The sequence below is a fragment of the Burkholderia sp. Ac-20353 genome (assembly GCF_017104785.1).
Lineage (GTDB): Bacteria > Pseudomonadota > Gammaproteobacteria > Burkholderiales > Burkholderiaceae > Burkholderia.
The window spans coordinates 1-23,589 of sequence record NZ_JAAGPL010000138.1 but is presented as its reverse complement, the minus strand read 5'-3'; the positions used below and the strand labels follow the sequence as shown (position 1 = coordinate 23,589).

Annotated in this window: 21 protein-coding genes, 1 tRNA gene and 3 pseudogenes; 12 read left to right on the top strand and 13 right to left on the bottom strand. The window is 64.3% G+C overall.

What is annotated here, in order from left to right; translation table 11 throughout:
* The first annotated feature begins 46 nt into the window (after nucleotides 1-46).
* The 4 genes and pseudogenes from G3N94_RS28825 to G3N94_RS42670 form a co-directional block, all read left to right on the top strand.
* Nucleotides 47-1,597, top strand: coding sequence for a sensor histidine kinase (locus G3N94_RS28825; protein ID WP_205796144.1), 1,551 nt, complete (start codon nucleotides 47-49; stop codon nucleotides 1,595-1,597).
* Nucleotides 1,598-1,822: 225 nt separating this feature from the next.
* The gene (locus tag G3N94_RS28820; protein ID WP_205796142.1) at nucleotides 1,823-3,481 is read left to right on the top strand and encodes an MFS transporter; all 1,659 of its coding nucleotides are present in this window, start codon (nucleotides 1,823-1,825) and stop codon (nucleotides 3,479-3,481) included.
* A gap of 146 nt (nucleotides 3,482-3,627) precedes the next feature.
* Nucleotides 3,628-3,704 (top strand) — tRNA-Met (locus tag G3N94_RS28815).
* Between the two features lie 144 nt (nucleotides 3,705-3,848).
* Nucleotides 3,849-3,953 (top strand): annotated as a pseudogene (locus G3N94_RS42670) (site-specific integrase); the annotation flags it as partial.
* Between the two features lie 209 nt (nucleotides 3,954-4,162).
* Here the strand turns inward: G3N94_RS42670 and G3N94_RS28810 are convergent.
* From G3N94_RS28810 to G3N94_RS28775, 8 genes and pseudogenes are all read right to left on the bottom strand, one after another.
* A complete protein-coding gene (locus G3N94_RS28810) occupies nucleotides 4,163-4,543 on the bottom strand; it encodes a c-type cytochrome (RefSeq protein WP_205796139.1) in 381 nt (126 codons plus the stop codon).
* 29 nt (nucleotides 4,544-4,572) lie between these two features.
* Nucleotides 4,573-5,043: pseudogene (locus G3N94_RS28805) on the bottom strand (sel1 repeat family protein); the annotation flags it as partial.
* Nucleotides 5,044-5,098: 55 nt separating this feature from the next.
* Nucleotides 5,099-5,706 (bottom strand): annotated as a pseudogene (locus tag G3N94_RS28800) (transposase).
* 215 nt (nucleotides 5,707-5,921) lie between these two features.
* Nucleotides 5,922-6,242, bottom strand: a complete 321-nt coding sequence (locus G3N94_RS28795; protein WP_205796137.1) for a hypothetical protein — start codon at nucleotides 6,240-6,242, stop codon at nucleotides 5,922-5,924.
* A gap of 363 nt (nucleotides 6,243-6,605) precedes the next feature.
* Nucleotides 6,606-7,412 carry a hypothetical protein gene (locus tag G3N94_RS28790; protein WP_205796135.1) on the bottom strand — a complete coding sequence of 269 codons (807 nt, stop codon included), beginning with the start codon at nucleotides 7,410-7,412 and terminating at the stop codon, nucleotides 6,606-6,608.
* On the bottom strand, nucleotides 7,412-7,948 hold the full coding sequence (locus G3N94_RS28785) for a PAAR domain-containing protein (protein WP_205796133.1): 537 nt from the start codon (nucleotides 7,946-7,948) through the stop codon (nucleotides 7,412-7,414). Before G3N94_RS28785 ends, G3N94_RS28790 begins: the two co-directional genes overlap by 1 nt.
* Before the next feature lie 282 nt (nucleotides 7,949-8,230).
* Entirely contained in the window at nucleotides 8,231-9,205 is a 975-nt protein-coding gene (locus G3N94_RS28780; RefSeq protein WP_205796131.1) for a LysR family transcriptional regulator, read from the bottom strand.
* A gap of 183 nt (nucleotides 9,206-9,388) precedes the next feature.
* A complete protein-coding gene (locus G3N94_RS28775; RefSeq protein ID WP_205796129.1) occupies nucleotides 9,389-10,360 on the bottom strand; it encodes a GlxA family transcriptional regulator in 972 nt (323 codons plus the stop codon).
* Between the two features lie 115 nt (nucleotides 10,361-10,475).
* On the opposite strand from G3N94_RS28775, the gene G3N94_RS28770 reads away from it, so the two are divergent.
* From G3N94_RS28770 to G3N94_RS28760, 3 genes are all read left to right on the top strand, one after another.
* Complete coding sequence (locus G3N94_RS28770; RefSeq protein WP_205796127.1) at nucleotides 10,476-11,159, top strand: DJ-1/PfpI family protein; 684 nt, start codon at nucleotides 10,476-10,478, stop codon at nucleotides 11,157-11,159.
* An 87-nt stretch (nucleotides 11,160-11,246) separates the two neighbouring features.
* Nucleotides 11,247-11,558 (top strand): cupin domain-containing protein, encoded by a 312-nt coding sequence (locus tag G3N94_RS28765; RefSeq protein WP_205796125.1) that lies wholly within the window; start codon nucleotides 11,247-11,249, stop codon nucleotides 11,556-11,558.
* Between the two features lie 125 nt (nucleotides 11,559-11,683).
* Nucleotides 11,684-11,959 carry a hypothetical protein gene (locus tag G3N94_RS28760; RefSeq protein WP_205796123.1) on the top strand — a complete coding sequence of 92 codons (276 nt, stop codon included), beginning with the start codon at nucleotides 11,684-11,686 and terminating at the stop codon, nucleotides 11,957-11,959.
* A gap of 106 nt (nucleotides 11,960-12,065) precedes the next feature.
* Here the strand turns inward: G3N94_RS28760 and G3N94_RS28755 are convergent, their stop codons facing one another.
* Nucleotides 12,066-12,452: an MAPEG family protein gene (locus tag G3N94_RS28755; RefSeq protein ID WP_205796121.1), complete on the bottom strand. Its 387-nt coding sequence runs from the start codon at nucleotides 12,450-12,452 to the stop codon at nucleotides 12,066-12,068.
* Nucleotides 12,449-12,874: a hypothetical protein gene (locus G3N94_RS28750; RefSeq protein WP_205796119.1), complete on the bottom strand. Its 426-nt coding sequence runs from the start codon at nucleotides 12,872-12,874 to the stop codon at nucleotides 12,449-12,451. The genes G3N94_RS28755 and G3N94_RS28750 overlap by 4 nt, the downstream gene beginning before the upstream one ends.
* Before the next feature lie 294 nt (nucleotides 12,875-13,168).
* Here G3N94_RS28750 and G3N94_RS28745 point away from each other — a divergent pair, with 294 nt between their 5' ends.
* Nucleotides 13,169-16,255, top strand: coding sequence for a transglycosylase domain-containing protein (locus G3N94_RS28745; RefSeq protein ID WP_205796117.1), 3,087 nt, complete (start codon nucleotides 13,169-13,171; stop codon nucleotides 16,253-16,255).
* 76 nt (nucleotides 16,256-16,331) lie between these two features.
* On the opposite strand, the gene G3N94_RS28740 is transcribed toward G3N94_RS28745, so the two are convergent.
* Nucleotides 16,332-16,679 carry a GFA family protein gene (locus G3N94_RS28740; protein WP_205796107.1) on the bottom strand — a complete coding sequence of 116 codons (348 nt, stop codon included), beginning with the start codon at nucleotides 16,677-16,679 and terminating at the stop codon, nucleotides 16,332-16,334.
* A 120-nt stretch (nucleotides 16,680-16,799) separates the two neighbouring features.
* Complete coding sequence (locus G3N94_RS28735) at nucleotides 16,800-17,516, bottom strand: FCD domain-containing protein (protein ID WP_346778741.1); 717 nt, start codon at nucleotides 17,514-17,516, stop codon at nucleotides 16,800-16,802.
* 108 nt (nucleotides 17,517-17,624) lie between these two features.
* Between G3N94_RS28735 and dgoD the strand changes: the two genes are divergently transcribed.
* A complete protein-coding gene (dgoD, locus tag G3N94_RS28730) occupies nucleotides 17,625-18,773 on the top strand; it encodes a galactonate dehydratase (protein WP_205796105.1) in 1,149 nt (382 codons plus the stop codon).
* 33 nt (nucleotides 18,774-18,806) lie between these two features.
* Here dgoD and G3N94_RS28725 read toward each other — a convergent pair whose 3' ends face one another.
* Nucleotides 18,807-19,739 (bottom strand): CopD family protein, encoded by a 933-nt coding sequence (locus tag G3N94_RS28725; RefSeq protein ID WP_205796103.1) that lies wholly within the window; start codon nucleotides 19,737-19,739, stop codon nucleotides 18,807-18,809.
* A 398-nt stretch (nucleotides 19,740-20,137) separates the two neighbouring features.
* Here G3N94_RS28725 and G3N94_RS28720 point away from each other — a divergent pair, with 398 nt between their 5' ends.
* From G3N94_RS28720 to G3N94_RS28710, 3 genes are all read left to right on the top strand, one after another.
* Entirely contained in the window at nucleotides 20,138-20,902 is a 765-nt protein-coding gene (locus tag G3N94_RS28720; RefSeq protein WP_205796101.1) for a c-type cytochrome, read from the top strand.
* Nucleotides 20,903-20,921: 19 nt separating this feature from the next.
* Complete coding sequence (locus G3N94_RS28715; protein ID WP_205796099.1) at nucleotides 20,922-22,220, top strand: cytochrome c; 1,299 nt, start codon at nucleotides 20,922-20,924, stop codon at nucleotides 22,218-22,220.
* A gap of 134 nt (nucleotides 22,221-22,354) precedes the next feature.
* The coding region (locus tag G3N94_RS28710) for a DEAD/DEAH box helicase (RefSeq protein WP_205796097.1) at nucleotides 22,355-23,589 on the top strand (1,235 nt) is incomplete at its 3' end.

Below are 23,589 nucleotides of genomic sequence, written 5' to 3'. Positions count from 1 at the left end.
CGCGGCCGCCGGCACACCGCTGCGCTGACGCGCGGCCGTCGCTGCGATGGCCACGCCGGCCCACTCCCGCCATCCGACCGGCGAGCCGTCGTCGGCCGCCGACGACGCGCGCGACGCGCGTTATGCGAACCCGTTCGCGCCGCCCGACGAAGCGGAAGAAGCCCCCGAATCCGCGCGCCCGCGTTCGCTGTTCGGCGAGATCCTCGACTGGATGCTCGCCCCGCTGCTGCTGCTGTGGCCGATGAGCATCGCCGTCACGTACCTCGTCGCGAAGACGATCGCGAACGGTCCGTTCGACCGGGCGCTCGAAACCAACGCGTACGTGCTCGCGCGGCAGATCCATCCCGTCAACGGCGTCGCCGAGCTGACGCTGCCGCAGGCGACGCGCGACTTCCTGCGCGCGGACAACGTCGACAGCGTTTATTTCCAGGTGCTCGGCACGCGCGGCGAGCTGGTCGCGGGCGAGGCCGACCTGCCGCTGCCGCGCGACGAGGACCGCCCGCCGCCGGGCGTCGTCGTGTTCCGCGACGACCTGCTGCGCGGCAACGACGTGCGCGTCGCCTATACGACCGTCGCGCTGCCGCAGGTGGGCGGCACGCTGCCGGTGCTCGTGCAGGTCGGCGAGACGCTCGACAAGCGCAACGCGCTCGCGAACGACATCATCAAGGGCGTGATCCTGCCGCAGTTCGTGATCCTGCCGCTCGCGATCCTGCTCGTGTGGTTCGGGCTGTCGCGCGGGCTCGCGCCGCTCAACGCGCTGCAGGCGCACATCCGCGCGCGGCGTCCCGATGATCTGTCGCCCGTCGAGGCGCAGCGCGCGCCGCCGGAGATCGAGCCGCTCGTCACGTCGTTCAACGACCTGCTCGCGCGCCTCGAGCAGAACATGGCGCTGCAGAAGCGCTTCATCGCCGACGCCGCGCACCAGATGAAGACGCCGCTCGCCGGGCTGCGCACGCAGGCCGAGTTCGCGCTGCGCCACGACGTGTCCGCGGACGTGCAGCGCTCGCTCGAGCAGATCGCGACGAGTTCCGAGCAGGCCGCGCGGCTCGTCACGCAGCTGCTCGCGCTCGCACGCGCCGAGAACCGGGCGAGCGGGCTGACGTTCGAGCCGGTCGAGATCGCGACGCTCGCGCGGCGCGCGGTGCGCGACTGGGTGCAGGCCGCGCTCGCGAAGCGGATGGACCTCGGCTACGAAGGCCCCGACGACGACGCGCCGCTCGACGTCGACGGCAATCCGCTGATGCTGCGCGAGATGCTCGGCAACCTGATCGACAACGCGATCCGCTATACGCCCGAAGGCGGCCGCATCACCGTGCGCGTGCAGGCGGACCGGGCAGCGCGGCTTGCGCGCGTCGAAGTCGAGGACACCGGGCCCGGCATCCCGGCCGCCGAACGCGAACGCGTGCTCGAGCGCTTCTACCGGATCCTCGGCCGCGAAGGCGACGGCAGCGGCCTCGGGCTCGCGATCGTGCGCGAGATCGTCGCGCAGCACGGCGGCACGCTGACGCTCGACGATCACGTCTATCAGGCGATGCCGCGTCTCGCGGGCACGCTCGTGCGCGTGACCCTTCCCTTACACGAACCGTCCCCGGAGTAACCCTGACGTGCACCGCAGCATCGTGCCGCAGCGGCGCTGATCGCGCGAATTTGCGCGCCGCTTTGCGGACGAACGCGACACAAAGATGGCCGTTCGCCACGGGTTAACGAGGAATCGATTTGCGCCGGCGAGTCAGTGCGCCGTAAGTTTGCCTGCCAATAATCGTCGACAGGCTCGCCTTCCAGGGCGACCCAACACCTATATCAAGAGACTTGGAGACGATTCATGGCAACGTTAGGCGGGCAAATTGCGCACGCGCCGATGACGGGCGAAGAGAGGAAGGTGATCTTCGCATCGTCGCTCGGAACCGTGTTCGAGTGGTACGACTTCTACCTGGCCGGATCCCTCGCGGCCTACATCAGCAAGAGCTTCTTCTCCGGCGTCAACCCGACGGCCGCGTTCATCTTCACGCTGCTCGGCTTCGCGGCCGGCTTCGCGGTGCGTCCGTTCGGCGCGATCGTGTTCGGCCGGCTCGGCGATCTCGTCGGCCGCAAGCACACGTTCCTCGTGACGATCGTGATCATGGGCATCTCGACGTTCGTGGTCGGCTTCCTGCCCGGCTACGCGTCGATCGGCATCGCAGCGCCGGTGATCTTCATCGCGATGCGGCTGCTGCAGGGCCTCGCGCTCGGCGGCGAATACGGCGGCGCGGCGACCTATGTCGCCGAGCATGCGCCGGCGCATCGCCGCGGCTTCTACACCGCGTGGATCCAGACGACCGCGACGCTCGGCCTGTTCCTGTCGCTGCTCGTGATCCTCGGCGTGCGCACCTTCATCGGCGAGGAAGCGTTCGGCACCTGGGGCTGGCGCGTGCCGTTCGTCGCGTCGATCCTGCTGCTCGCGGTGTCGGTGTGGATCCGGATGCAGCTGAACGAATCGCCGGTGTTCCTGCGCATCAAGGCCGAGGGCAAGACGTCGAAGGCGCCGCTGACCGAAGCGTTCGGCCAGTGGAAGAACCTGAAGATCGTGATCCTCGCGCTCGTCGGCCTGACGGCCGGCCAGGCCGTCGTCTGGTACACGGGCCAGTTCTATGCGCTGTTCTTCCTCACGCAGACGCTGAAGGTCGACGGCGCGAGCGCGAACATCCTGATCGCGATCGCACTGCTGATCGGCACGCCGTTCTTCCTGTTCTTCGGCTCGCTGTCGGACAAGATCGGCCGCAAGCCGATCATTCTCGCGGGCTGCCTGATCGCCGCACTGACCTACTTCCCGCTGTTCAAGGCGCTCACGCACTACGCGAACCCGCAGCTCGAGATCGCGACGCAGAAGGCACCGATCACGGTCATCGCCGATCCGGCCACCTGCGCGTTCCAGTTCAACCCGGTCGGCACGTCGAAGTTCACCGATTCGTGCGACATCGCGAAGAGCGCGCTCGCGAAGGCCGGCCTGAACTACGAGAACGTCGCGGCGCCGGCCGGCACGGCCGCGCAGATCAAGGTCGGCGACACCGTGATCGACGCGTATGACGGCAAGGCGGCCGACGCGAAGGCGAAGGGTGCCGCGTTCGACAAGACGCTCGCCACGACGCTGAAGTCGGCCGGCTATCCGGCGAAGGCCGATCCGGCGCAGCTGAACTGGCCGATGACGATCGTGATCCTGACGATCCTCGTGATCTACGTGACGATGGTCTACGGCCCGATCGCCGCGATGCTGGTCGAGATGTTCCCGACGCGGATCCGCTACACGTCGATGTCGCTGCCCTATCACATCGGCAATGGCTGGTTCGGCGGCTTCCTGCCGGCGACCGCGTTCGCGATCGTCGCGGCGCAGGGGAATATCTACTCGGGGCTGTGGTATCCGATCGTGATCGCGCTGGCCACGTTCGTGATCGGGCTGCTGTTCGTCAAGGAGACGAAGGACTCGAATATCTACGCGCAGGACTGACGTAGCCTGAAGTAGCGGATGCCGGGCGGCGGTCGACGCCGCGCCCCGCCCGGCCGAACCGGAGCGAGGCCCCGGCACCTTTTTTCAAGAAATATGAAAAAAGGTGTTGACACCCCGAATGGGTTTCTTCATAATTGCACTTCTTCGGCGAATTAGCTCAGTCGGTTAGAGCGACGGAATCATAATCCGCAGGTCCGGGGTTCGAGTCCCTGATTCGCCACCAAATGCGAAAGCCCGGTAGATCTTTGATCTACCGGGCTTTTTCAGTTTGGGCCCAGCTGGTTCGCTACGAGCCGATTTCTTTTACGATCCTCTCGCGGTGCAATTTCGGTGCAATACGCGGTGCAGACCTCAGCGAAGGAGCACCATGGCGGCACTGACAAAAACCCCCTCTAGCACCTGGAAAGCGACCATCCGACACGTTGGTTGGCCGACAGCCGCCAACACGTTTCGCACGAAGCGTGATGCTGAACGCGAACTCCGGAAAGTGGCCGCTGGCGCGGTCTCGCCCGACCGCGTTTCGCGCTGCTGACGGACACCAGGAACAACGCTGCTCGCTCGGTGCCGCCGACTAAGCTCGCCGCATCAGTCATGCAAAGCGCGCTGACCAACCCCGTCCGTCCAATTGACAGCGATGCTCTGAATTTTTGGATGATTTCGGAAAATTGCGCAGCGATGCGGTCAATTGGTTTTTGAGATCACACCAACCATATACTCATTTAGATCGCGAAAATCCTTAACTGTCCATGTGAACGCGGGTAGTTTTACACCATTTTGTCGCAATGTTTTCGGAATTAAATCCCCGTTTGGACGGAGTATTACGGATGAGACAATGACGCCCGGATAATCGAGCAGGCGTTTCTTGAACGCAGGCGTTGTGAGATCAGGCGTTGGAGGGGTGCTTTTACTAGCCAATGGCCCCGTGCCTTTAATATCAGCTCCGTGGCACATAGCGCATCTCTTCAAAAAAATCCTCTCCCCATTGATACCATCTGCAAAGGACATAGACGGCGTTAGAAGTAGCATTATCAATGCGGCGATAAAATTTTCTTTATATTTCATACGCTCCATGCTCTCAACGGGATCAGATCCAGCTTGAAATAGCGCTCAGCGCGCGCCCTGTCGATATGGCCGACAAGATTGTTCCCACTGGTCAAGTCAAACCCGCGAAATTCCGATGCCAGATCTTTCGCGCATTTCGCACACCCCAGCTTTACGCCTTGGTGCAAGACATTGAGAGCCCGAAGTTTCGACTCAGCCGTCGTCCCCTTATACAAGCTTCCCAATTCATACGCTGCATCACCATAGCCTTGGGCAAACGCACATTGCAACATCTGCATGCCGATGGTCGAATTTCCCCAGAACTCGCCGTCCGGACTGTCGTAGCTTCCGCTGATCTTGAAACCCAGAAAGGTCTGCGCGGAAGGACTTCCCATGTCTGCCGCACGCTGGAAAAACGCATATGCGGTGGTGGCATCTCCCCCTTTGATCAAGTTGTTTTGATGGTAAGTACCCATCCTGTCGTATGCATCCGGCACGCCCAGCTTCATCGCTTTCTCCACCGGCGTTGTTGCACAAATCGAGTGTAAAGACGAAGTGACTCCCATGTTTACGATGTCAGGCAATGCGAACAGATTGCGGACGTGCGAGGTCCGCCATGCGGTTCAGCACGCCTACGCGGATGACAACCTCGGTTGCCTGCGATTCGGTGCGTCGTGCCCACAAGCCGTTACCCGTGAGCGTCTTGAAGCGATACATCGCGTTCTCCGCGAGCGAGCGAGCGAGCGAGCGAGCGAGCGAGCGAGCGAGCGCCGATGGTAGCCGCTGTCCTTCTCCCATTCGCCCTCGCCGTAGACCTTCACACCGGTGCTGTCGACCACCAGATGAATCGGTGCGCCGTCGCCGACGATCGGCAGTTGGACCTCAAGCGTTTGCGCACGTCGGCAGAGCGTCGTGTAGTTCGGCACCGGCAAGGTGGCGAAAGCCAGCGCGCGCAGCGGCAGGTGGAACACGGTCTTGATGCCCAGCAGCGCCTGGATCAGCGCATCGCTGTACAGACGCGGCCGGCCGCGCGTTGGCTCGGCGTCGGCTATGCCCGCAAGAGCGGCTTCATCGATCCACATCGTGACGTCACCTCGATTGATCAGGCCGGCGTTGTAGGCCGGCCAGTTCCTGACGCGGTAGCGGGCCTTCGGCTCGCTCGTCTTGCCCTTGTCCCTGCGCATTTTCTCGAAGCCAAAAATCGAGAATCTACGCAGGAACCCGAATTGTTAACAGGGGCGCCGAACCTGCTGTTGTGCGTAAACGTCAGCCGGCCGGGTGCCCGTCCGATTAATGCAACAACGCCAGCCATAGCGACAACGGCGCGATGTATTCAGTTTTTACTCTTTCGGCTGCCATTCGATATCCTCATCCTTATCCAAATCCGTCCAATCCCTTCTCAATACGGACGCACACCAATACGTAAGTGAAGTAATGCGTATACCAAACTAATCGAGATGAACACAAATAGAATAGACGAGACGGCACGCATAATCCCGCTCCCAAAGAAGCGTCCTAGAATAGTTGAACTGATTAAACATACCGCTATAGCCGTATAAAAATCATTGGCTGCCCCACTACGCAAACCATCAACAAAACTCATGTAATCGTAGCTCAGCAGCTTCGAATAACTCTCAGCCTCGATAACTGTATCGCCCACAATCGCTGCACCAACCACTAACAGAAAATACAAAAAACCTTTAGCCAATTTGATGATCATAGCTTATCCGAATGTGTAGTAAGCCTGATATTGAGCATTAACAAAAATCATCAACAACCCAAAACTTAGCGCAGTCAACACGACGTCGAAAATCCGACCGTCCAATTTTCGGGATACCCAGGCAGCAATTAACCCAATGCACGCAATCAGATACACATAAAATCGACTGGCGAACAAATGTGCCTCATCAAGCGACCTATCCCAATGATTAGCCCAATGATATGTGATTGGCCTCAACGACACACCCAAACCCAATGTGTGCCAGTTCAGCAAGATCGATAGTTTGGGCATACCCGACGCCAGAAAGCTCACGACCACACTAGCAAGCGTTAAACTGGCAATTAATTTTGCGTTTCGCATAATTTACAGGAGATCGATTTTATTAAATTCCATAAAATTCCATCGGCGATGCTTTTCTTGAGACTTCCAAACGCCAGCATCCCATTCCCGATAGTTGCCATATTGCCTTTGGTACAACCACGCCCCATTCCGTTGCTCGTAGATAGCTTCCTGAACAGGTACGCCAAGATAATTGTCGCTTTCTCGGTTGTAGTCGCTGGTTTTTCTAAACAAAAAGCCTAACTCGACACCACTCCAAAATTTTCTCCGTGGTGTTTCACCCGGGCCAGGGAAATTACCTTGCATAATGGTGATCTTATTTGACTCCACCGCCGTAACCAATTGCGCATGGCCCCCATTGAATTCAACAAAAATATCGCCGGGCAAGAGATCCTTATCGGCAACCGCCAGTGAATTTGTCAAAACGTCTTTTGCACCTGTTGCATAAGCGACATCGAGCGCAAAACCTTCCGGCGTTGGCTCCGATGTTTTATTGCCCGATTTGTAATCTTTATCGATATTTTTAAATGTGGCCGATTCCGTGACAATTTTGAGCGAAAGTTTATTTCTTGCAGAAAACTCTATCAACACTTCAAATACGAAATCCTCGCACGTAAATCTATTCGCCTCGCCCCCTTTCTGCCCTGCACTCAAATTGCTCATATTCACTTTTCTGGAGGCAATTTCTTTTGCTAGAGTGGGCGCGTCAGCATGATACTTAGCAATGAAAGCGTCGTCCCACAAGTTGGTATGAATCCAATACACCTTGCACTGAAGGGTAATCGGCTTCCGTTCGTTTTTGGGTGTCATCACCCCACTAGCCAACTGCATTATTCACCTCGTTTAATGTGCAGAAGGAAATCCACCTGATGAGCAGCATCGGCAGACATCAAATCTGTGGTGCCGTTGCTTGAAGTAACACCTTTTATAACCGATCCGTCAGATGATTTTACGAGATACGGCAAGCCTTCGACGGGCTCACCATCGCTATTGATAATTCGGAAATGTTGATCGTACGTCGAAGATTCGTGTTCAAGCGTATTGCCGTTTGAAGAAAATCCCATACTTTGAAGCGCATCAGCTTCAAAGATTTGGAACATATTGTCTTGCGATGCAATCATGGTGGGTGGCGGACTACATTTGCAAATGCAAATGTCACCTTCTAATGCCGGCTCCTTTCCCATCATTTTTGCCGGCCATCTCGGACCCTTGGCCGCGATTCGTCCTGTTGAATGACATGCAGGACAGGTCACTTGCCCACCAATGAAGGTCAACTCGCCGCCATAGTGCGCGCAGTTCGGTATTCCGTCGATCGCGGTTCCACCCGCCGACGACCTATCACCCACCTTCAAATGATTTCGCTTCATGTAGTTTTCTCTCAGGATTCCCCGGAAACCGTTGATTAACACAGAAGCAATCTTTTCGCCAGACAATTGAGCCGCCAGTCGTATTCGGGGACTGTTCGTACAGTTGGCCCACCAAAACCCGGACGCTTCGGCACAACGAAAATTGAGCGTAGCCCTTTGATTTGTAATGAAATTTACTTGGCGCAGCGCAAACAGGGCACGAGTTCCTGATTCGGCACCAATGCGAAAGCCCGGTAGATCGTTGATCTTGATCTGCTATAGAAATCCCGAACCGAATCCGCGCTACGCCGCCACCGACCCGCGACTCACGTCGCTCGCACGCGCGTGCAACCTGCGGCGCCAGTCCTCCCCGCCCTCCATCGCCGGCGTCGCCTCGAACAGCTCCGCGATCCAGTCGGCGAACACGCGTACCTTCGCGGACAGATGCCGGTTGTGCGGATAGACGATCGAGATCGGCTTGGGCTTCGGGCTCAAGCCCGGCAGCACCTCCAGCAACGAGCCGTCGAGCAGGTGCGGCAGCACCATGAACAGCGTCGGCTGGATGATCCCGAACCCTTCGAGGCCGCACGTCACATAGGCATCCGAATCGTTGACCGTGATGCTCGCGTTCATCCGGACCTCGACCGGCTTGCCGTCGATCACGAACACCCACGGTATTGGCCGCGCGCCGTGGCTCGCACGGAAGTTCACCGCGTAGTGATTGACGAGCTCGTCGATCTCGTGCGGATCGCCGTGACACTTCAGGTAATCGGGCGACGCGCAGGTCACACGCCGCAGCATCCCGATCCGCCGCGCGACCATCGACGAATCCTCGAGCGGCCCGACGCGGATCATGCAATCAATGCCCTCCTCGATCGGATCCACCGGGCGGTCCGACAACCCGAGGTCGAGCGTGATGTCCGGATAGCGCTGCCGGAACACGGGCAATGCGGGAATCACGAGCCGCCGCCCGATCGCATTCGGCATGTGGACCCGCAGCAGGCCGCTCGGCTTGCGGTTGCCCGTCTGGAAGCTCGCGTCGGCTTCCGCGATCTCCGTGATGATCTTCACGCAATGTTCGTAGTACGCAGCGCCTTCCGGCGTCAGCGACAGACGCCGCGTCGTCCGGTGCATCAGCCGCACGCCGAGCAGCGCCTCGAGATTCTGGATGATGGTCGTCACCGACGCGCGCGGCATTCCGAGCGTATCCGCGGCGCGCGTGAAGCTGTTCGCGTCGACCACGCGGGTAAAAACTTGCATTGCCTGGATCCGGTCCATGCTATCCCCCTTCGAATCGCCAACAGGACAGGATAGAGCGCGCGGACGACGCGACACAAGCCCCACTCCATTGTTCGATATCGCCGAACAGTCGAACGCTTCGCACTCGAAAACGACGCCGAATCGTCCAGCCGGCGACCATGCGCTGTTCCGCCAGTGCGCGCCCCGCTCAATCGTGCACGCTCAATCGGCAAACCGTTCCCGATACCCCTGCGGTGATACGCCAAGCACCCGTACGAAGCTGCGCCGCAGCGTCTCCTCGGAGCCGAACCCGCAGCGATCGGCAATCCGCTTGACCGGCCACGATGTCTCGCCGAGCAGGCGCTGCGCGGTCTCGATCCGGATCTGCTCGACGGCACGCGCGGGCGTGCGGCCGGTTTCGGCGCGATAGTGACGCACAAAGCTGCGCTCGCTCATCCGCACGCGCTCGGCGAGCGCCGGCACCGACAGATCCGCGCGCAGATGCTCGGCGATCCACGCATGCAGTTCGCCGAAGCGGTCGTCCGTGCGCTGCATCGACAGCGCCGCACTGAATTGCGCCTGCCCGCCGGGACGCTTCAGGAACACGACGAGTTCGCGTGCAACGTCGAGCGCGATCGCGCGCCCGAGATCCTCTTCGACGAGCGCGAGCGCGAGATCGATTCCCGCGGTCACGCCGGCCGACGTCCACAACGCGCCCTCGCGAATGAAGATCGGATCGGCTTCCACGCGGACGTTCGGATAGCGCGACGCGAGCTCGTCGCAGCGCGTCCAGTGCGTGACCGCGCGGCGGCCGTCGAGCAGGCCCGCCTCGGCCAGCAGGAACGCGCCGGTGCAGACCGACGCGATGCGCCGCGCCTGTTCGGCCTGCTTCCGGACCCAGCGGACCAGCCGCGCATCCCGCGACGCCGCGTGCACGCCCTTGCCGCCGGCGACGATCACCGTATCGGGACGCCGCCCGGCCGCGCGCAGCGAATCGGCGATCACGACGAGGCCCGACGACGTCGCGACCGGGCCCGCGTCAGCGGCCACGACGCGCGGCGCATACGGCGCGGCCCGCCCGCGCTCCAGCGCGAGTTCGTTGACGGACGCAAACACCTGCAGCGGTCCGGACACATCGAGCAATTGCGCGCCGGGAAACGCCAGCACCAGGATAGAACGGGGTTCGGCAGACATGTCGTTTGGCTGAAAACGTGGGCGATATGGCAATTTCGCCAAACACTACCCGCCTAGAATCGATCTGTCCATTGCTCGCCGGCCACGGCGCTCACCATCCTGTCGAGGTATTCGCATGTCTCTGCAAATCGGCTTTCTCGTGTTTCCAGGCGTTCAACAACTCGATCTGACCGGCCCGCACGACGTGCTCGCGTCGCTGCCGGACGTGGCCGTGCATCTGGTCTGGAAGACCCGCGAGCCGGTCGCTTCGAGCAGCGGGCTGCTGCTGACGCCGAGCCGCACGTTCGCTGATTGCCCGCCGCTCGACGTCATCTGCATTCCGGGCGGCAGCGGGATCACCGACCTGCTGCTGGATCCGGAGACCGTTGCGTTCGTGCGGGAACGCTCGGCCGCTGCCCGTTACGTGACGTCGGTCTGCACCGGCGCGCTGTTGCTCGGCGCGGCCGGGCTGCTGCACGGCCGCCGCGCGACGACGCACTGGGCGTTCCATGCGCTGCTCGAGCCGCTCGGCGCGATACCGGTCCATGCGCGCGTCGTGCGCGACGGCAACCTGATCACCGGCGGCGGCGTGACGGCCGGCATCGACTTCGCGCTGACGATCGCCGCGGAACTGGCGGGCGACGACGAAGCCCAGGCGATCCAGCTCGAGCTCGAATACGCGCCCGCGCCGCCGTTCGATTCGGGCTCGCCCGACACCGCGCCGGAGCGGATCGTGAAGCGAGTGACGGAACAATCGGCGGCCGGCTTCGCGCGGCGCCGTCATGCGATCGAGCAGGTGGTCGCCGCCGCGAACCGGTGAGCGCCGCATCCTGTTCGTGACATGCATCGGCGAACGCACCGTGCACGACCCGCGCCGCCGTCGAACCCCTTTGATCGGATGCAGACCATGAAGATCATCCGCAGCACCGCGTTCACCGCGGATCGCCCGTGGGGCGCGCTGGACATCGCCAACCTGCACGGCATCACGGTCCGCCTGCACTGGACCGACCAGCCGTACCGATGGCACGTCAACGACGGCGACGAAGTGTTCGCCGTGCTCGACGGCCGTGTCGAGATGCGCTACCGCGAAGCGGACGTCGAACGTTCGGTGCTGCTCGAGACGGGCGACGTGTTCCATGCGCCGGCCGGCACCGCGCACGTCGCGCACCCGATCGGCGAAGCGCGCATTCTGGTCGTCGAAACGGAAGGCAGCGTCTAGCCGCGAGCGCCGCGGACCGCCATTTCACGTGCCGATCCACGCGCGTCGAGATGGCGGAATCGGACAATATCGCAGTCCCCTGATCTTGCTAGACTGTCGCGCATCCGATCACACGGGACACAGACATGAATCTCTACACGAAGGAAGGCAAGCCGCTTCAGGTCGGCGGCAGGATCGTATTCAGCCGGTCTGGCCAGGCCGTGGGCCGCATCAGCGGACGCAAGGTGTTCGGCCGCGACGGCCGCTACGTCGGCACCATCGACGGCGACCGCCTCGTCTACCGCTCGACCGACAGCGTGTCGGTCGGGTCGCCGTTCCTGGTCGCGAATCGCGCGGGCGTCGCGAAGCCGCATCGCGTCGCGTCGATCGTGTGGGGCAGCGAGCCCGACATTCCGGCCTGACCGCAAACGCGGCCACGGGGCCGGAGTTCGAAGTTCGGCGTTCAGACATCAGGCATCTGCGCGCAGTCCCGAGCCGATGCGATGCAGCCCGCGTGACGCACGCCGCTCACGCGACGAGCGCAATACACAGCGCCGCGCCGCACAGGTACGTGCCGAGCGCGCCGACGAAGCGCGCGGGATTCGGTCTCGCCATCGTCGGCCATACGAGCAGGCCGGCCACGAGCAGGCACCGGCAGGCGGTCGCCGCGACGATCAGCGACAGGATCGCGCGCGACGGCTCGTGCGCACCGAAGTAGAGAAACAGCAGCGCAAGAAACGGCGCGTATTCGGCCGTGTTGCCGTGTGCGCGCACGAGCTTGTGCAGCGGATTCGTCGGATCCTCGGCGCAGCCGGACCCGGTGGTTGCGCGAAAGCGCGCGATCGAGACAGCGAGCCCGAGCCCGAACAGCAGCAGCCCGAGAATCGCGGTGCAGACGAGTGCGATGTGGTTCATGTGCATGGAACACCGGGCAGGAGTGAATGGCACTTCAACCGAACGGCACGGCAACCTTCGGCGATCCTACCCGCAGCGGCCACGTTCCGCCAGCCGCGCGCGGGGCATGACCCCGGCATGCCCCGGTATGTCCCCGCCATGACATTTGCGTAGCCGTCGTCGACGACGCGGCTCGCATCACGATTCCGATTGCGCGCGCATCGGCAGGACACATTCGTCGCGCCCGCGATCGGCGCCACGAATACGATCGACGTGCGGCACGCGACTTCTTTTGCATGACGAATCGCGATACCCGGCATCCGCTGCGGGCTCGAATCGAACAGCACGCTCGCCGGCATGCCCAAGCACTGCGCAAAACCGCCTGAATCGCCGCCGTGATGCACCAACGCAGCCCCATGATCCGGCACGATTTGCTCGCGCATCGCGACAGGCGACCGACACACCCGGCACGCTGCCGATTCCGGCGCACCCGCCACTATGACTATTTCGAATGCAACCGCCCGGACATGCCCGTCACGGGTACGAAATGTGCGGCGCATGCGCCACGCCGGTGCAGGCATGCCGTGCGCGTTCGAGCATCGCGCGCCACACGGGAAAACGCGCGTTGCGTGGCTGCATCTTCGTGTTGAACCGCCCTTGGCAGCACGCGGTGGAGGACTACACTAATCCTTAATGGGGTGCGGCCGGAGCCCGCCCCCCAGCAGGGAGACGCCGCCATGAATCGGCCGCTGAATCGAAACCTGCCGCGTGTGACCGGTGCCGCATCGGTCTGGACGTGGATCAAATGGTCGCTGGTCGCCGTGCTGCTGATCGCGATCGCGATCGTCGTACGGCTCGTGCAGGTCGAAATCGAGACCTCACGGCTGCAGGCCCGCTATTTGTCGGAACTGACCCGCGATATCGGCTATACGGTCGAATCGGGCGCGAGCGACCATATCCGCTTTCCGGCCGAAGGCCCGTACGACCAGCGGTTCGGCTACGCGATGATCCCTTCATTCCAGCAGCGGCTCCTCGCGCGCGGCTTCGTCGTCAGCAAACAGGCGCGCGATTCCGAACGGATGCTGTCGCTCGCCGACCACGGGCTGTTCCTTCCATACGAAGAGAAAGACCAGACGGGCCTGATGCTGTTCGATTCGACCGGCGCGCCGCTGTTCGCGACCACGTTCCCGCAGCGCGTCTATCGTGACTTCGACGCGATCCCGCCCGTCGTCACGGATTCGCTGCTGTTCATCGAGGATCGCTACCTGCTCGACCCGAACCAGCCGAACCGTAACCCGGCGATCGACTGGGGCCGCTTCAGCCGCGCGATCGCCGACCAGGGCCTGCACCTGATCAACCGTCATCAGGCGCGGCCCGGCGGCAGCACGCTCGCGACGCAGATCGAGAAATTCCGCCACTCGCCCGACGGCCGCACCGCGACGCCGCCCGAGAAGCTGCGGCAGATCGCGTCGGCGTCCGTGCTCGCGTACCTGAACGGCCCGCAGACGATGCCCGCGCGGCGCGAAATCGTCGTCCACTATCTGAATTCGGTGCCGCTCGCCGCGCGGCCGCACATCGGCGAAATCACGGGCATCGGCGACGGTCTCGCCGCGTGGTACGGCCGCGACTTCAACGACGTGAACCGCCTGCTCGCCGCGCCGACGACAGCCGAGAACGTCGACGAACAGGGCGTCGCGTTCCGCGAGGTGCTGTCGCTGATGATCGCGCAGCGCGCGCCGTCGTATTTCCTCAACGGCGGCTACCCGGTGCTGCAGCGGCTGACCGACAGCTACTTGCGACTGCTCGCGAACGGCGGCGTGATCTCGCCCGCGCTGCGCGATGCGTCGCTCGCCGCGCAGATCGACCGCGCGAAACCGCCCGCAGCCGCGCACGTGCAGTCGTTCATCTCGCGCAAGGCCGTGACGTCCGCGCGCGCGTCGCTGCTCTCCGCGCTCGGCATCAGCGACCTGTACCAGCTCGACCAGCTCGACCTGCAGGCGACCAGCACGCTCGACAACAGCGTGCAGCAGGCCGTCGCCGAACGGCTTGCCGACGCGTCGACGCGCGCCGGCGCGCAGGCCGCGGGCCTGTACGGCTTCGAGATGCTCGCGCCGAAGGACGATCCGTCGCACCTGACCTACAGCTTCACGCTGTACGAGCGGCGCAACGGCGCGAACGTGCTGCGCGTGCAGACCGACAGCGTGAACGAGCCATTCGACGTGAACCGCGGCGGGCGCATCAACCTCGGTTCGACCGCAAAGCTCCGCACGCTCGTCACGTACCTGCAGATCGTCTCCGACCTGCATGCGCGCTACGGCGCGCTGTCGAAGGCCGAACTCGCGCGCGTGAAGCCCGACCCGATGGACGGGCTGACGCTGTGGGCGCTCGACTACCTGTCGCATACGCAGGACCGCTCGCTGCAATCGATGCTCGATGCGGCGGTCGAGCGCAAGTATTCGGCGAGCCCCGACGTGTTCTATACGGGCGGCGGCGCGCAAGTGTTCAGCAACTTCGAGAAATCCGACAACCATCGCATCCTGACGCTGCATCAGGCGTTCGCGCATTCGGTCAACCTCGTGTTCGTGCGGCTGATGCGCGACATCGTCCACTACGAGATGATCCAGACGTCCGGCCCGTCGTCGTCGTGGCTCGACGATCCCGAGCAGCGCAAGCACTACCTGCAGCAGTTCGTCGACGGCGAAAGCAAGGTCTACGTGAAGCGCTTCTACACGCGCTATGCAGGCAAGCCCGCGGACGACGCGCTCGCGCTGATGCTGAAGGACGTGCGCAAGTCGCCGCCGAAGATCGCGACCGTGCTGCGCAGCGTCGCGCCGCACGAATCGCTCGCGTGGTTCGACGCGCAGATGCGCGCGCAACTGAAGGGCACGCCGGCCGCCACGCTGGCCGACGACGATCTCGCGGCGCTCTATGCGAAGTACGCGATCGACCGCTTCAACCTGAACGACCGCGGCTATATCGCGAGCGTGCACCCGCTCGCGTTGTGGACGCTCAACTACCTGCGCGCGCATCCGGACGCAAAGCTCGACGAAGTGGAACGGGCCAGCCACGACGCGCGCTTCTACACGTACTCGTGGCTGTACAAGACGCGCTATCACGGCACGCAGGACCGGCGCATCCGCCGCATGGTCGAGGTGCGCGCGTATGGGGCGATCACGAAGTCGTGGCGCGCGCTCGGCTATCCGTTCGCGGAAGTCACGCCGTCGTACGCGGCCGCGATCGGCGCATCGGGCGACCAGCCGGACGCGCTCGCGAAGCTGATCGGCCTGATCGCGAACGGCGGCGACAAGGCGCCGACCGAGACGATCACGCGGCTCGATTTCGCGAAGGGCACGCCGTACGAGACGCGCTTCGTGCGCGCGGCCGCGCAGCCGCAGCCGACGCTGTCGCCGGAAATCGTCAACGTCGCGCACCGGCTGCTGCGTGACGTCGTGCTCACCGGCACCGGCAAGCGGCTCGCCGACGGCATGACGCTGCCCGACGGCAAGACGCTCGAGGTATACGGCAAGACGGGTACCGGCGACCAGCGCTTCAATGTGTACGCACGCGGCGCGCGGCTGATCGAGTCGCGCAAGGTGAACCGCAGCGGCACGTTCGTGTTCGTGCTCGGCGACCGCTTCTTCGGCGTACTGACCGCCACCGCGCACGAACCGTACGCGGCGCGCTACGACTTCACGAGCGCGATGGCCGTGCAGTTGCTGAAATCGATGGCGCCCGCGCTCGCGCCGCTGATCGAGCGGCCGGCCGCGGTCGGCCCGCAGGCCGAAACCACCGCGCCGGCAGCGGGCGAAGCGCATCCATCATGATCCGGACGGCATGCCGCATGCGTTTCTCGCGCGGCGGCGTTTGCCTGCCGCCCGCGCGCTCCCGCGGCGCGTGCCGTCAATGCGAGCGTCCGTCGTAATGCGTGACGGGCAGCGCGTCGAGGTCGACGTCGTCGAGACAGCGCACGTTGATCGCCGCCATCCGGTTACCCTTCGGATCGGTGCCCTCGCCGAACGGATGGATGCCGCAGCGCTTGCAGAAGCGATGCTGGATCGCGTGCTTGTTGAAAGTGTACGTGGCGAGGTTCTCTTCCGGCGTCATCAGGTACAGGTTCGTACGCGGCACGAACCACATCAGCGCGGCCTTGCGCCGGCAGATCGAACAGTTGCACGCCATCACGCCCGTCAATTCGCCTTCCACCTCGAACTGCACGTCGCCGCAGTGACAGCTTCCTCGGTAAAGCATGGTCGTCTCCGGTAGCCCGCTCGCTGCGGTGCCGCATCGGCGGGCGTGGGTCAAAATGCACCGATACGCTTACAGTAGCGTGCCGCCGACCGCCCCGCAACGCCCGCTCGGGTCGCGCGGTCAGGTCGACTCGATCCGCGCACGCGTGACCGCGAGCAATGCGGCCATCGCGCGGCGCGCGCCGTCCGCATCGCGCGCGCGAATCGCGTCGCACACGGCCAGATGCTCGGCGAGCGACGCGTTGAACACGTCTGCGCGGCGCGCATTCAGATGCAGCTGCGCCTCGAGCGTGCGATCGATCAGCGCGCCGAGCGGCACCAGCAGCTCGTTGCCGCCCGCCTCCAGCACGCTCAGGTGGAACCGGAGGTCCGCGCGCACCCATTCGTCGACATTGCGCGCGTCGGTCATCGCGCGTGCCGCCGCGGCGATTGCGTCGAACGTCTGCGGCGTGTGTGCGCGCGCGGCGAGCGCGGCCGCGTGCGGTTCGACCATCTCACGCATCTCCTGCAGCTTCAGCGCGAACATCAGCGGCGGCGCGACACGCGCATACCAGTCGAGCAGGTCCGCATCGAGCAGGTTCCACGCGCGGCGCGGCCGCACCCGCGTGCCGACCTTCGGCCGCGATTCGACGAGCCCTTTCGACGTCAGCGTGCGCAGCGCCTCGCGCAGCACCGTGCGGCTCACGCCGAACATCTCGATCAGGTCGGGTTCGCGCGGCAGCAGCGATTCGGGCGGATAGTCGCCGCGCAGGATCGCGGTCGCGAGCCGGAACGCCGTTTGTCCATGCAGGTCGTGTTGAATGGTCTTTCTCCCGGAATGCGGGCAGCCGGGCGTCACTGTGCTGCTGCGCTGCTGCCCACTATCTGCACAATAGTGCTATTAATACTATTTTTTAATCGAATCCGCTAGGATTGCCGTCAGGCTTTCCGTCTGGAGACATGCACCATGAAGATCACCCGCCTCGAAACCTTCGTCGTCCCGCCGCGCTGGCTGTTCCTCAAGATCGAGACCGACGCGGGGCTGGTCGGCTGGGGCGAGCCGATCGTCGAGGGCCGCGCGCACACGGTCGAGGCCGCCGTGCACGAGCTAGCCGACTACCTCGTCGGCAAGGATCCGCGCCTGATCGAGGATCACTGGCAGGTGATGTACCGCGCGGGCTTCTACCGCGGCGGCCCGATCACGATGAGCGCGATCGCGGGCATCGACCAGGCGTTGTGGGACATCCTGGGCAAGCATCACGGCGTGCCCGTGCACGCATTGCTCGGCGGCCAGGTGCGCGATCGCATCAAGGTGTATTCATGGATCGGCGGCGACCGGCCGAGCGACGTCGCGAACAATGCGCGCGCGGTCGTCGAGCGCGGCTTCAAGGCCGTCAAGATGAATGGCTCCGAGGAGCTGCAGATCGTCGACACGTACGACAAGGTCGAGCAGGTGATTGCGAACGTCGCGGCGGTGCGCGACGCGGTCGGCCCGCACGTCGGCATCGGCGTCGACTTCCACGGCCGCGTGCACAAACCGATGGCGAAGGTGCTCGCGAAGGAGCTCGATCCGTACCGGCTGATGTTCATCGAGGAGCCCGTACTGTCGGAAAACGCCGAGGCGCTGCGCGACATCGTGAACCAGACCGACACGCCGATCGCGCTCGGCGAGCGGCTCTATTCGCGCTGGGATTTCAAGCACATCCTCGCGGGCGGCTACGTCGACATCATCCAGCCGGACGCGTCGCACGCGGGCGGCATCACCGAGTGCCGGAAGATCGCGACGCTCGCGGAGAGCTATGACGTCGCGCTCGCGCTGCACTGCCCGCTCGGGCCGATCGCGCTCGCCGCGTGCCTGCAGCTCGACGCGGTCAGCTACAACGCGTTCATCCAGGAACAGAGCCTCGGGATCCACTACAACCAGGGCAACGACCTGCTCGACTACCTGCGCAATCCCGAGGTGTTCCGCTACGAGGACGGGTTCGTGTCGATCCCGCAAGGCCCGGGCCTCGGGATCGACGTCAACGAGGAGAAGGTGCGCGAGATGGCGAAGACGGGCCATCGCTGGCGCAACCCCGTCTGGCGTCACGCGGACGGCAGCGTCGCCGAGTGGTGAGCGCCGGCGCCGGCCACCCCGGCCACAGCTGAATCAGCCGAGCGCGGCGAAGCCCGGCACGCTGAATGACAGCACCGCGGCCGCGACGACCACGCCGATCATCGTCAGCGCCTCGAGATGCAGAATGTTGCGGAACGTGTGCGCATCCTCGGTCGACGCGGTGCGGCGCAGGCGCGGCAGCGCGGAGAAGCGGTTCAGTCCGCCGAGCACCAGCGCGAGCGCGACGAGCATCAGCTTCAGCATCAGCACGCGGCCCCAGGTGCTGCCGTCGAGCGGCGCGAGCGAGCCGCCGAGTCCGCGCACTGCATTGAGCGCGCCGGTCGCGAGCACGAACACGACCGCGACGATCGACAGCCGCGACAGTCGCTGCCCGATGCGGATCAGCGCGCCGCGCGCGACCGACGAGCCGAGCGCGGGCAGCACCGCGAGCCCGCCCGCCAGCACGAGGCCGCCCCACACCGCGGTGACGAGCAGGTGCACCGTCTGCACGCCGACCGCCGCCGACAGCGGCCCCATGTCGGCCGCGTGCCCGAGCGACGCCTTGCCCGCCGCGACGACGATCACCGCGAGCCACAGCACCGCATACGCGAGCGGGCCGTCCGGCCTCAGCAGCGCAACGACGCCGAGCAGCACTGCGCCGCCGAACGCGACACACCACGCGAACCCGACATGAGTCTGCGTGAGCACGGTCGGGATCGCACCGAACGCGCCCGCGAACCCTGCGCCGCTCATCGTCGCGGCTTCATAGACGAGCCAGCCGAGATCGGCGAGCACGAGCGCCGCGGCCGCCGCCGCGAGCGAATGTTGCGCGCGCAGCCATGCCGGATGCGACGGCGCGACGACGGCCCGCGCGCCATCCTTCGCGAGCCAGCCCTTGAGCAGCGCCGAGCCGACCGCCATCGCGAACGCGGCGTCCATCAGCGCGGCGAGCGCCACCTGCCCGATCCACAAGCTGTCGATCTTCATCGCGCACGCCCTCCGGAACGGCCTGCGCGGCACAGCTGGCCAGCGGCAGCACGGCAATGGAACGGATAGTGAGGACAGTGAGAAGCGGGCAAAGGCACGGTAGAAAACGTCATCGGTGAATCCGGAAACAAGAGAATGACACGATCTGCGGCGGAGGCGGCGCCGCGCGACCCGCGAGTGTACGGTCTTCGATGGACAAAACGCACGCCGGTTCACGACGGCCGCGCGGCATGCGCGTCAAATTGTCGCAAGTCGGATACAGGCATGAACCTATGTCCATTTGTCAAATAGCCGTCATTACCCATCGATGATAGAATGCCGCGTCGCAGCAGCCCGGCTGTCCTGCCTTCATGCAAGCCGAGCCGATCGTAGCCCGGACAGGTCCCCGACGAATAATCATGGAGTCTCGTGTGTCTTCAAGACGCTTCTTCCGTCCGCTGCTCGCCGTTCTGATGATCGGCGGCGCGGGTCTCATGAGCACTGCCCAAGCGCAGACCAAGCCCACGGAGCAAGCCCAGGCCCAGCAGGCGCCGCTCAAGGCACCCGATACCATGGCCGAGCGCGTGCGCGGCTGTACGGCCTGCCATGGCGTGCATGGCCAGGGCACGGACAACGACTACTTCCCGCGTCTTGCCGGCAAGCCGGCCGAGTACCTGTACAACCAGCTCGTCAACTTCCGTGACGGCCGGCGCAAGTACCCGCCGATGAACTATCTGCTGACGTACCTGAACGACGACTACCTGCGCGAGATCGCCGAGCACTTCTCGGCCGAGCGCCCGCCGTACCCGACGCCAGCGAAGCCGACGCTGCCGGCCGCGACGCTGGCGCGCGGCAAGCAGCTCGTCACGCAGGGCGACGCGTCCCGCAAGCTGCCGGCCTGCGTGGCCTGCCACGGCGCGACGCTGACCGGCATGCAGCCTGCGATCCCGGGTCTCGTCGGCCTGCACGCCGACTACCTGAGCGCGCAGCTCGGCGCATGGCGTTCCGGCAACCGCCACGCAAAGGCGCCGGACTGCATGCACGATATCGCCGCGAAGCTTTCCGACGAAGACGTGACCGCCGTGACGGCATGGCTCGCCGCCCAACCGGCGCCCGCCAACCCCGTGCCGGCTCCGGCCCGCTCGATGAAGACTCCGCTCGCCTGCGGCAGCGAACCGCAATAAGGCAAGGGAGACACACGAAATGAAACGCAAGTCCCTGTTTGCACTCTCGGCTGTCGCGATCGTCGCGGCAGCGGCCCTCGTGCCCGTCCTGTGGCCGGGCAACGACACGCTGCACGGCAACGCTGCCGTCGCGGCCACGCCGGCCGACCAGGCCGCGCTGATCAAGAAAGGCGAATACCTCGCGCGCGTCGGCGACTGTATCGCGTGCCACACCGTGCGCGGCGGCAAGTCGTTCGCGGGCGGCCTGCCGATGGCGACGCCGTTCGGCACGATGTACACGCCGAACATCACGCCGGACGACCAGAACGGCATCGGCAAGTGGACGTCGGACGACTTCTACCGCGCGATGCACACCGGTCGCTCGAAGGACGGCAGCCTGCTCTACCCGGGCTTCCCGTTCGCGAGCTACACGAAGGTCACGCGCGCGGATTCGGACGCGATCTACGCTTACCTGCGCTCGGTCGCGCCGGTATCGGTGCCGAGCCGCCCGCACGAACTGAAGTTCCCGTTCAACAACCGTAACCTGCTGATCGGCTGGCGCACGCTGTTCTTCAAGGAAGGCGAGTACAAGCCGGATCCGACCAAGTCGGTCGAGTGGAACCGCGGTGCGTACCTCGTCGAAGGCCTCGGCCACTGCTCGATGTGCCACACGTCGATCAACATGATGGGCGGCCCGGTGAACGCGTCGGCCTTCGCCGGCGGCCTGATCCCGCTGCAGAACTGGTACGCGCCGTCGCTGACGAACGACAAGGAACTCGGCCTCGGCGACTGGCACGTGCAGGAGCTGTCGGACCTGCTGCAGGCCGGCGTGTCGCACAAGGGCGCGGTGTTCGGCCCGATGGCGGACGTGGTCCACAACAGCCTTCAGTACATGAACGACGAAGATACGCGCGCGATGTCGACGTACCTGAAGTCGATCCCGCAGAAGGCTGAAGCGCCGAAGAACATGCAGTACGAGCCGTCGAAGCAGTTCGGCAACGCGCTGTTCGATCAAGGCAAGAAGATCTACGCGGACAACTGCGCGACCTGCCACGCGGCCAGCGGCCAGGGCAAGCCGCCGGCCTATCCGCCGCTCGCAGAGAACCACTCGATCACGATGGAATCGGCCGTCAACCCGATTCGCATGGTGCTGAACGGTGGCTATCCGCCGAGCACGTTCAAGAATCCGCGTCCGTACGGGATGCCGCCGTTCGCACAGTCGCTGTCGAACCAGGAAGTTGCGGCGGTCGTCACGTACATCCGCATGTCGTGGGGCAACAACGGTTCGCCGATCTCGCCGCAACAGGTGAGCGACCTGCGTTCCGCTCCGCTCGACTAAGCGACGCGTAACTCAAACGGGGCGCGGCTGCGGGAAACCGCGGCCGCGCCCTTTTCTTTTTTGTTGTTTTGCGACGCTATCCCCGCGCCGGCCGCGCGACGCGTCGCCGACCATAAAACTCAAGAGTCGTGTCTATGTCTTTCGAATCTCTCGGCCTGGCCGAACCGCTCGTCAAGGCGGTCAACGAGCTTGGCTACACATCGCCTACCCCGATCCAGCAACAGGCGATCCCCGCCGTGCTCGGCGGCGGCGACCTGCTCGCCGGCGCGCAGACCGGCACCGGCAAGACCGCCGGCTTCACGCTGCCGATCCTGCAGCGCCTGCACACGTTCTACGCGGAACACCACGGCGCGAAGCGCGCGGTGCGTGCGCTGATCCTCACGCCGACGCGCGAGCTCGCCGCGCAGGTCGAGGAAAGCGTGCGCGCGTACAGCAAGTACCTGAAGCTGCGCTCGACCGTGATGTTCGGCGGCGTCAGCATCAATCCGCAGATCGATGCGCTGAAGCGCGGCGTCGACATCGTCGTCGCGACGCCCGGCCGCCTGCTCGATCACATGCAGCAGAAGACGATCGACCTGACGAACCTCGACATCCTCGTGCTCGACGAAGCCGACCGGATGCTCGACATGGGCTTCATCCACGACATCAAGCGCGTGCTCGCGAAGCTGCCGCCGCGCCGCCAGAACCTGCTGTTCTCGGCGACCTTCTCCGACGAGATCAAGGCGCTCGCCGACAACCTGCTCGACTCGCCCGCGCTGATCGAGGTCGCACGCCGCAACACGACCGCCGAAACGGTCGCGCAGAAGATCCACCCGGTCGACCGCGACCGCAAGCGCGAGCTGCTCACGCACCTGATCCGCGAACACAACTGGTTCCAGGTGCTCGTGTTCACGCGCACGAAGCACGGCGCGAACCGGCTCGCCGAACAGCTGACGAAGGACGGCATCAGCGCGATGGCGATCCACGGCAACAAGAGCCAGTCGGCGCGCACGCGTGCGCTGTCGGAGTTCAAGAACAACACGCTGCAGGTGCTCGTCGCGACCGACATCGCCGCGCGCGGGATCGACATCGACCAGCTGCCGCACGTCGTCAACTTCGACCTGCCGAACGTGCCGGAAGACTACGTGCACCGGATCGGCCGCACGGGCCGTGCGGGTGCGACCGGCGAAGCGGTGTCGCTCGTGTGCGTGGACGAGAAACAGCTGCTGCGCGACATCGAGCGGCTGATCAAGCGCGAGATCCCGCAGCAAGTGATTGCGGGCTTCGAGCCCGATCCGGATGCGAAGCCGGAACCGATCCTGCGCCGCGGCCAGCAGCAACGCGGCGGTGGTGGTGGTGGCGGCGGTGGCAATCGCGCGCCACCACCACA

Bases quoted from the DNA above. Each gene is read 5' to 3' on its own strand.
- G3N94_RS28720 (WP_205796101.1), top strand. From the start codon at position 20,138: ATGGAGTCTCGTGTGTCTTCAAGACGCTTCTTCCGTCCGCTGCTCGCC.
- G3N94_RS28780 (WP_205796131.1), bottom strand. From the start codon at position 9,205: ATGGACCGGATCCAGGCAATGCAAGTTTTTACCCGCGTGGTCGACGCG.
- G3N94_RS28825 (WP_205796144.1), top strand. From the start codon at position 47: ATGGCCACGCCGGCCCACTCCCGCCATCCGACCGGCGAGCCGTCGTCG.
- G3N94_RS28725 (WP_205796103.1), bottom strand. From the start codon at position 19,739: ATGAAGATCGACAGCTTGTGGATCGGGCAGGTGGCGCTCGCCGCGCTG.
- G3N94_RS28770 (WP_205796127.1), top strand. From the start codon at position 10,476: ATGTCTCTGCAAATCGGCTTTCTCGTGTTTCCAGGCGTTCAACAACTC.
- G3N94_RS28740 (WP_205796107.1), bottom strand. From the start codon at position 16,679: ATGCTTTACCGAGGAAGCTGTCACTGCGGCGACGTGCAGTTCGAGGTG.
- dgoD (WP_205796105.1), top strand. From the start codon at position 17,625: ATGAAGATCACCCGCCTCGAAACCTTCGTCGTCCCGCCGCGCTGGCTG.
- G3N94_RS28820 (WP_205796142.1), top strand. From the start codon at position 1,823: ATGGCAACGTTAGGCGGGCAAATTGCGCACGCGCCGATGACGGGCGAA.
- G3N94_RS28765 (WP_205796125.1), top strand. From the start codon at position 11,247: ATGAAGATCATCCGCAGCACCGCGTTCACCGCGGATCGCCCGTGGGGC.
- G3N94_RS28810 (WP_205796139.1), bottom strand. From the start codon at position 4,543: ATGAAATATAAAGAAAATTTTATCGCCGCATTGATAATGCTACTTCTA.
- G3N94_RS28760 (WP_205796123.1), top strand. From the start codon at position 11,684: ATGAATCTCTACACGAAGGAAGGCAAGCCGCTTCAGGTCGGCGGCAGG.
- G3N94_RS28750 (WP_205796119.1), bottom strand. From the start codon at position 12,874: ATGCGCGAGCAAATCGTGCCGGATCATGGGGCTGCGTTGGTGCATCAC.
- G3N94_RS28745 (WP_205796117.1), top strand. From the start codon at position 13,169: ATGAATCGGCCGCTGAATCGAAACCTGCCGCGTGTGACCGGTGCCGCA.
- G3N94_RS28785 (WP_205796133.1), bottom strand. From the start codon at position 7,948: ATGAAGCGAAATCATTTGAAGGTGGGTGATAGGTCGTCGGCGGGTGGA.
- G3N94_RS28715 (WP_205796099.1), top strand. From the start codon at position 20,922: ATGAAACGCAAGTCCCTGTTTGCACTCTCGGCTGTCGCGATCGTCGCG.
- G3N94_RS28790 (WP_205796135.1), bottom strand. From the start codon at position 7,412: ATGCAGTTGGCTAGTGGGGTGATGACACCCAAAAACGAACGGAAGCCG.
- G3N94_RS28775 (WP_205796129.1), bottom strand. From the start codon at position 10,360: ATGTCTGCCGAACCCCGTTCTATCCTGGTGCTGGCGTTTCCCGGCGCG.
- G3N94_RS28755 (WP_205796121.1), bottom strand. From the start codon at position 12,452: ATGAACCACATCGCACTCGTCTGCACCGCGATTCTCGGGCTGCTGCTG.
- G3N94_RS28795 (WP_205796137.1), bottom strand. From the start codon at position 6,242: ATGATCATCAAATTGGCTAAAGGTTTTTTGTATTTTCTGTTAGTGGTT.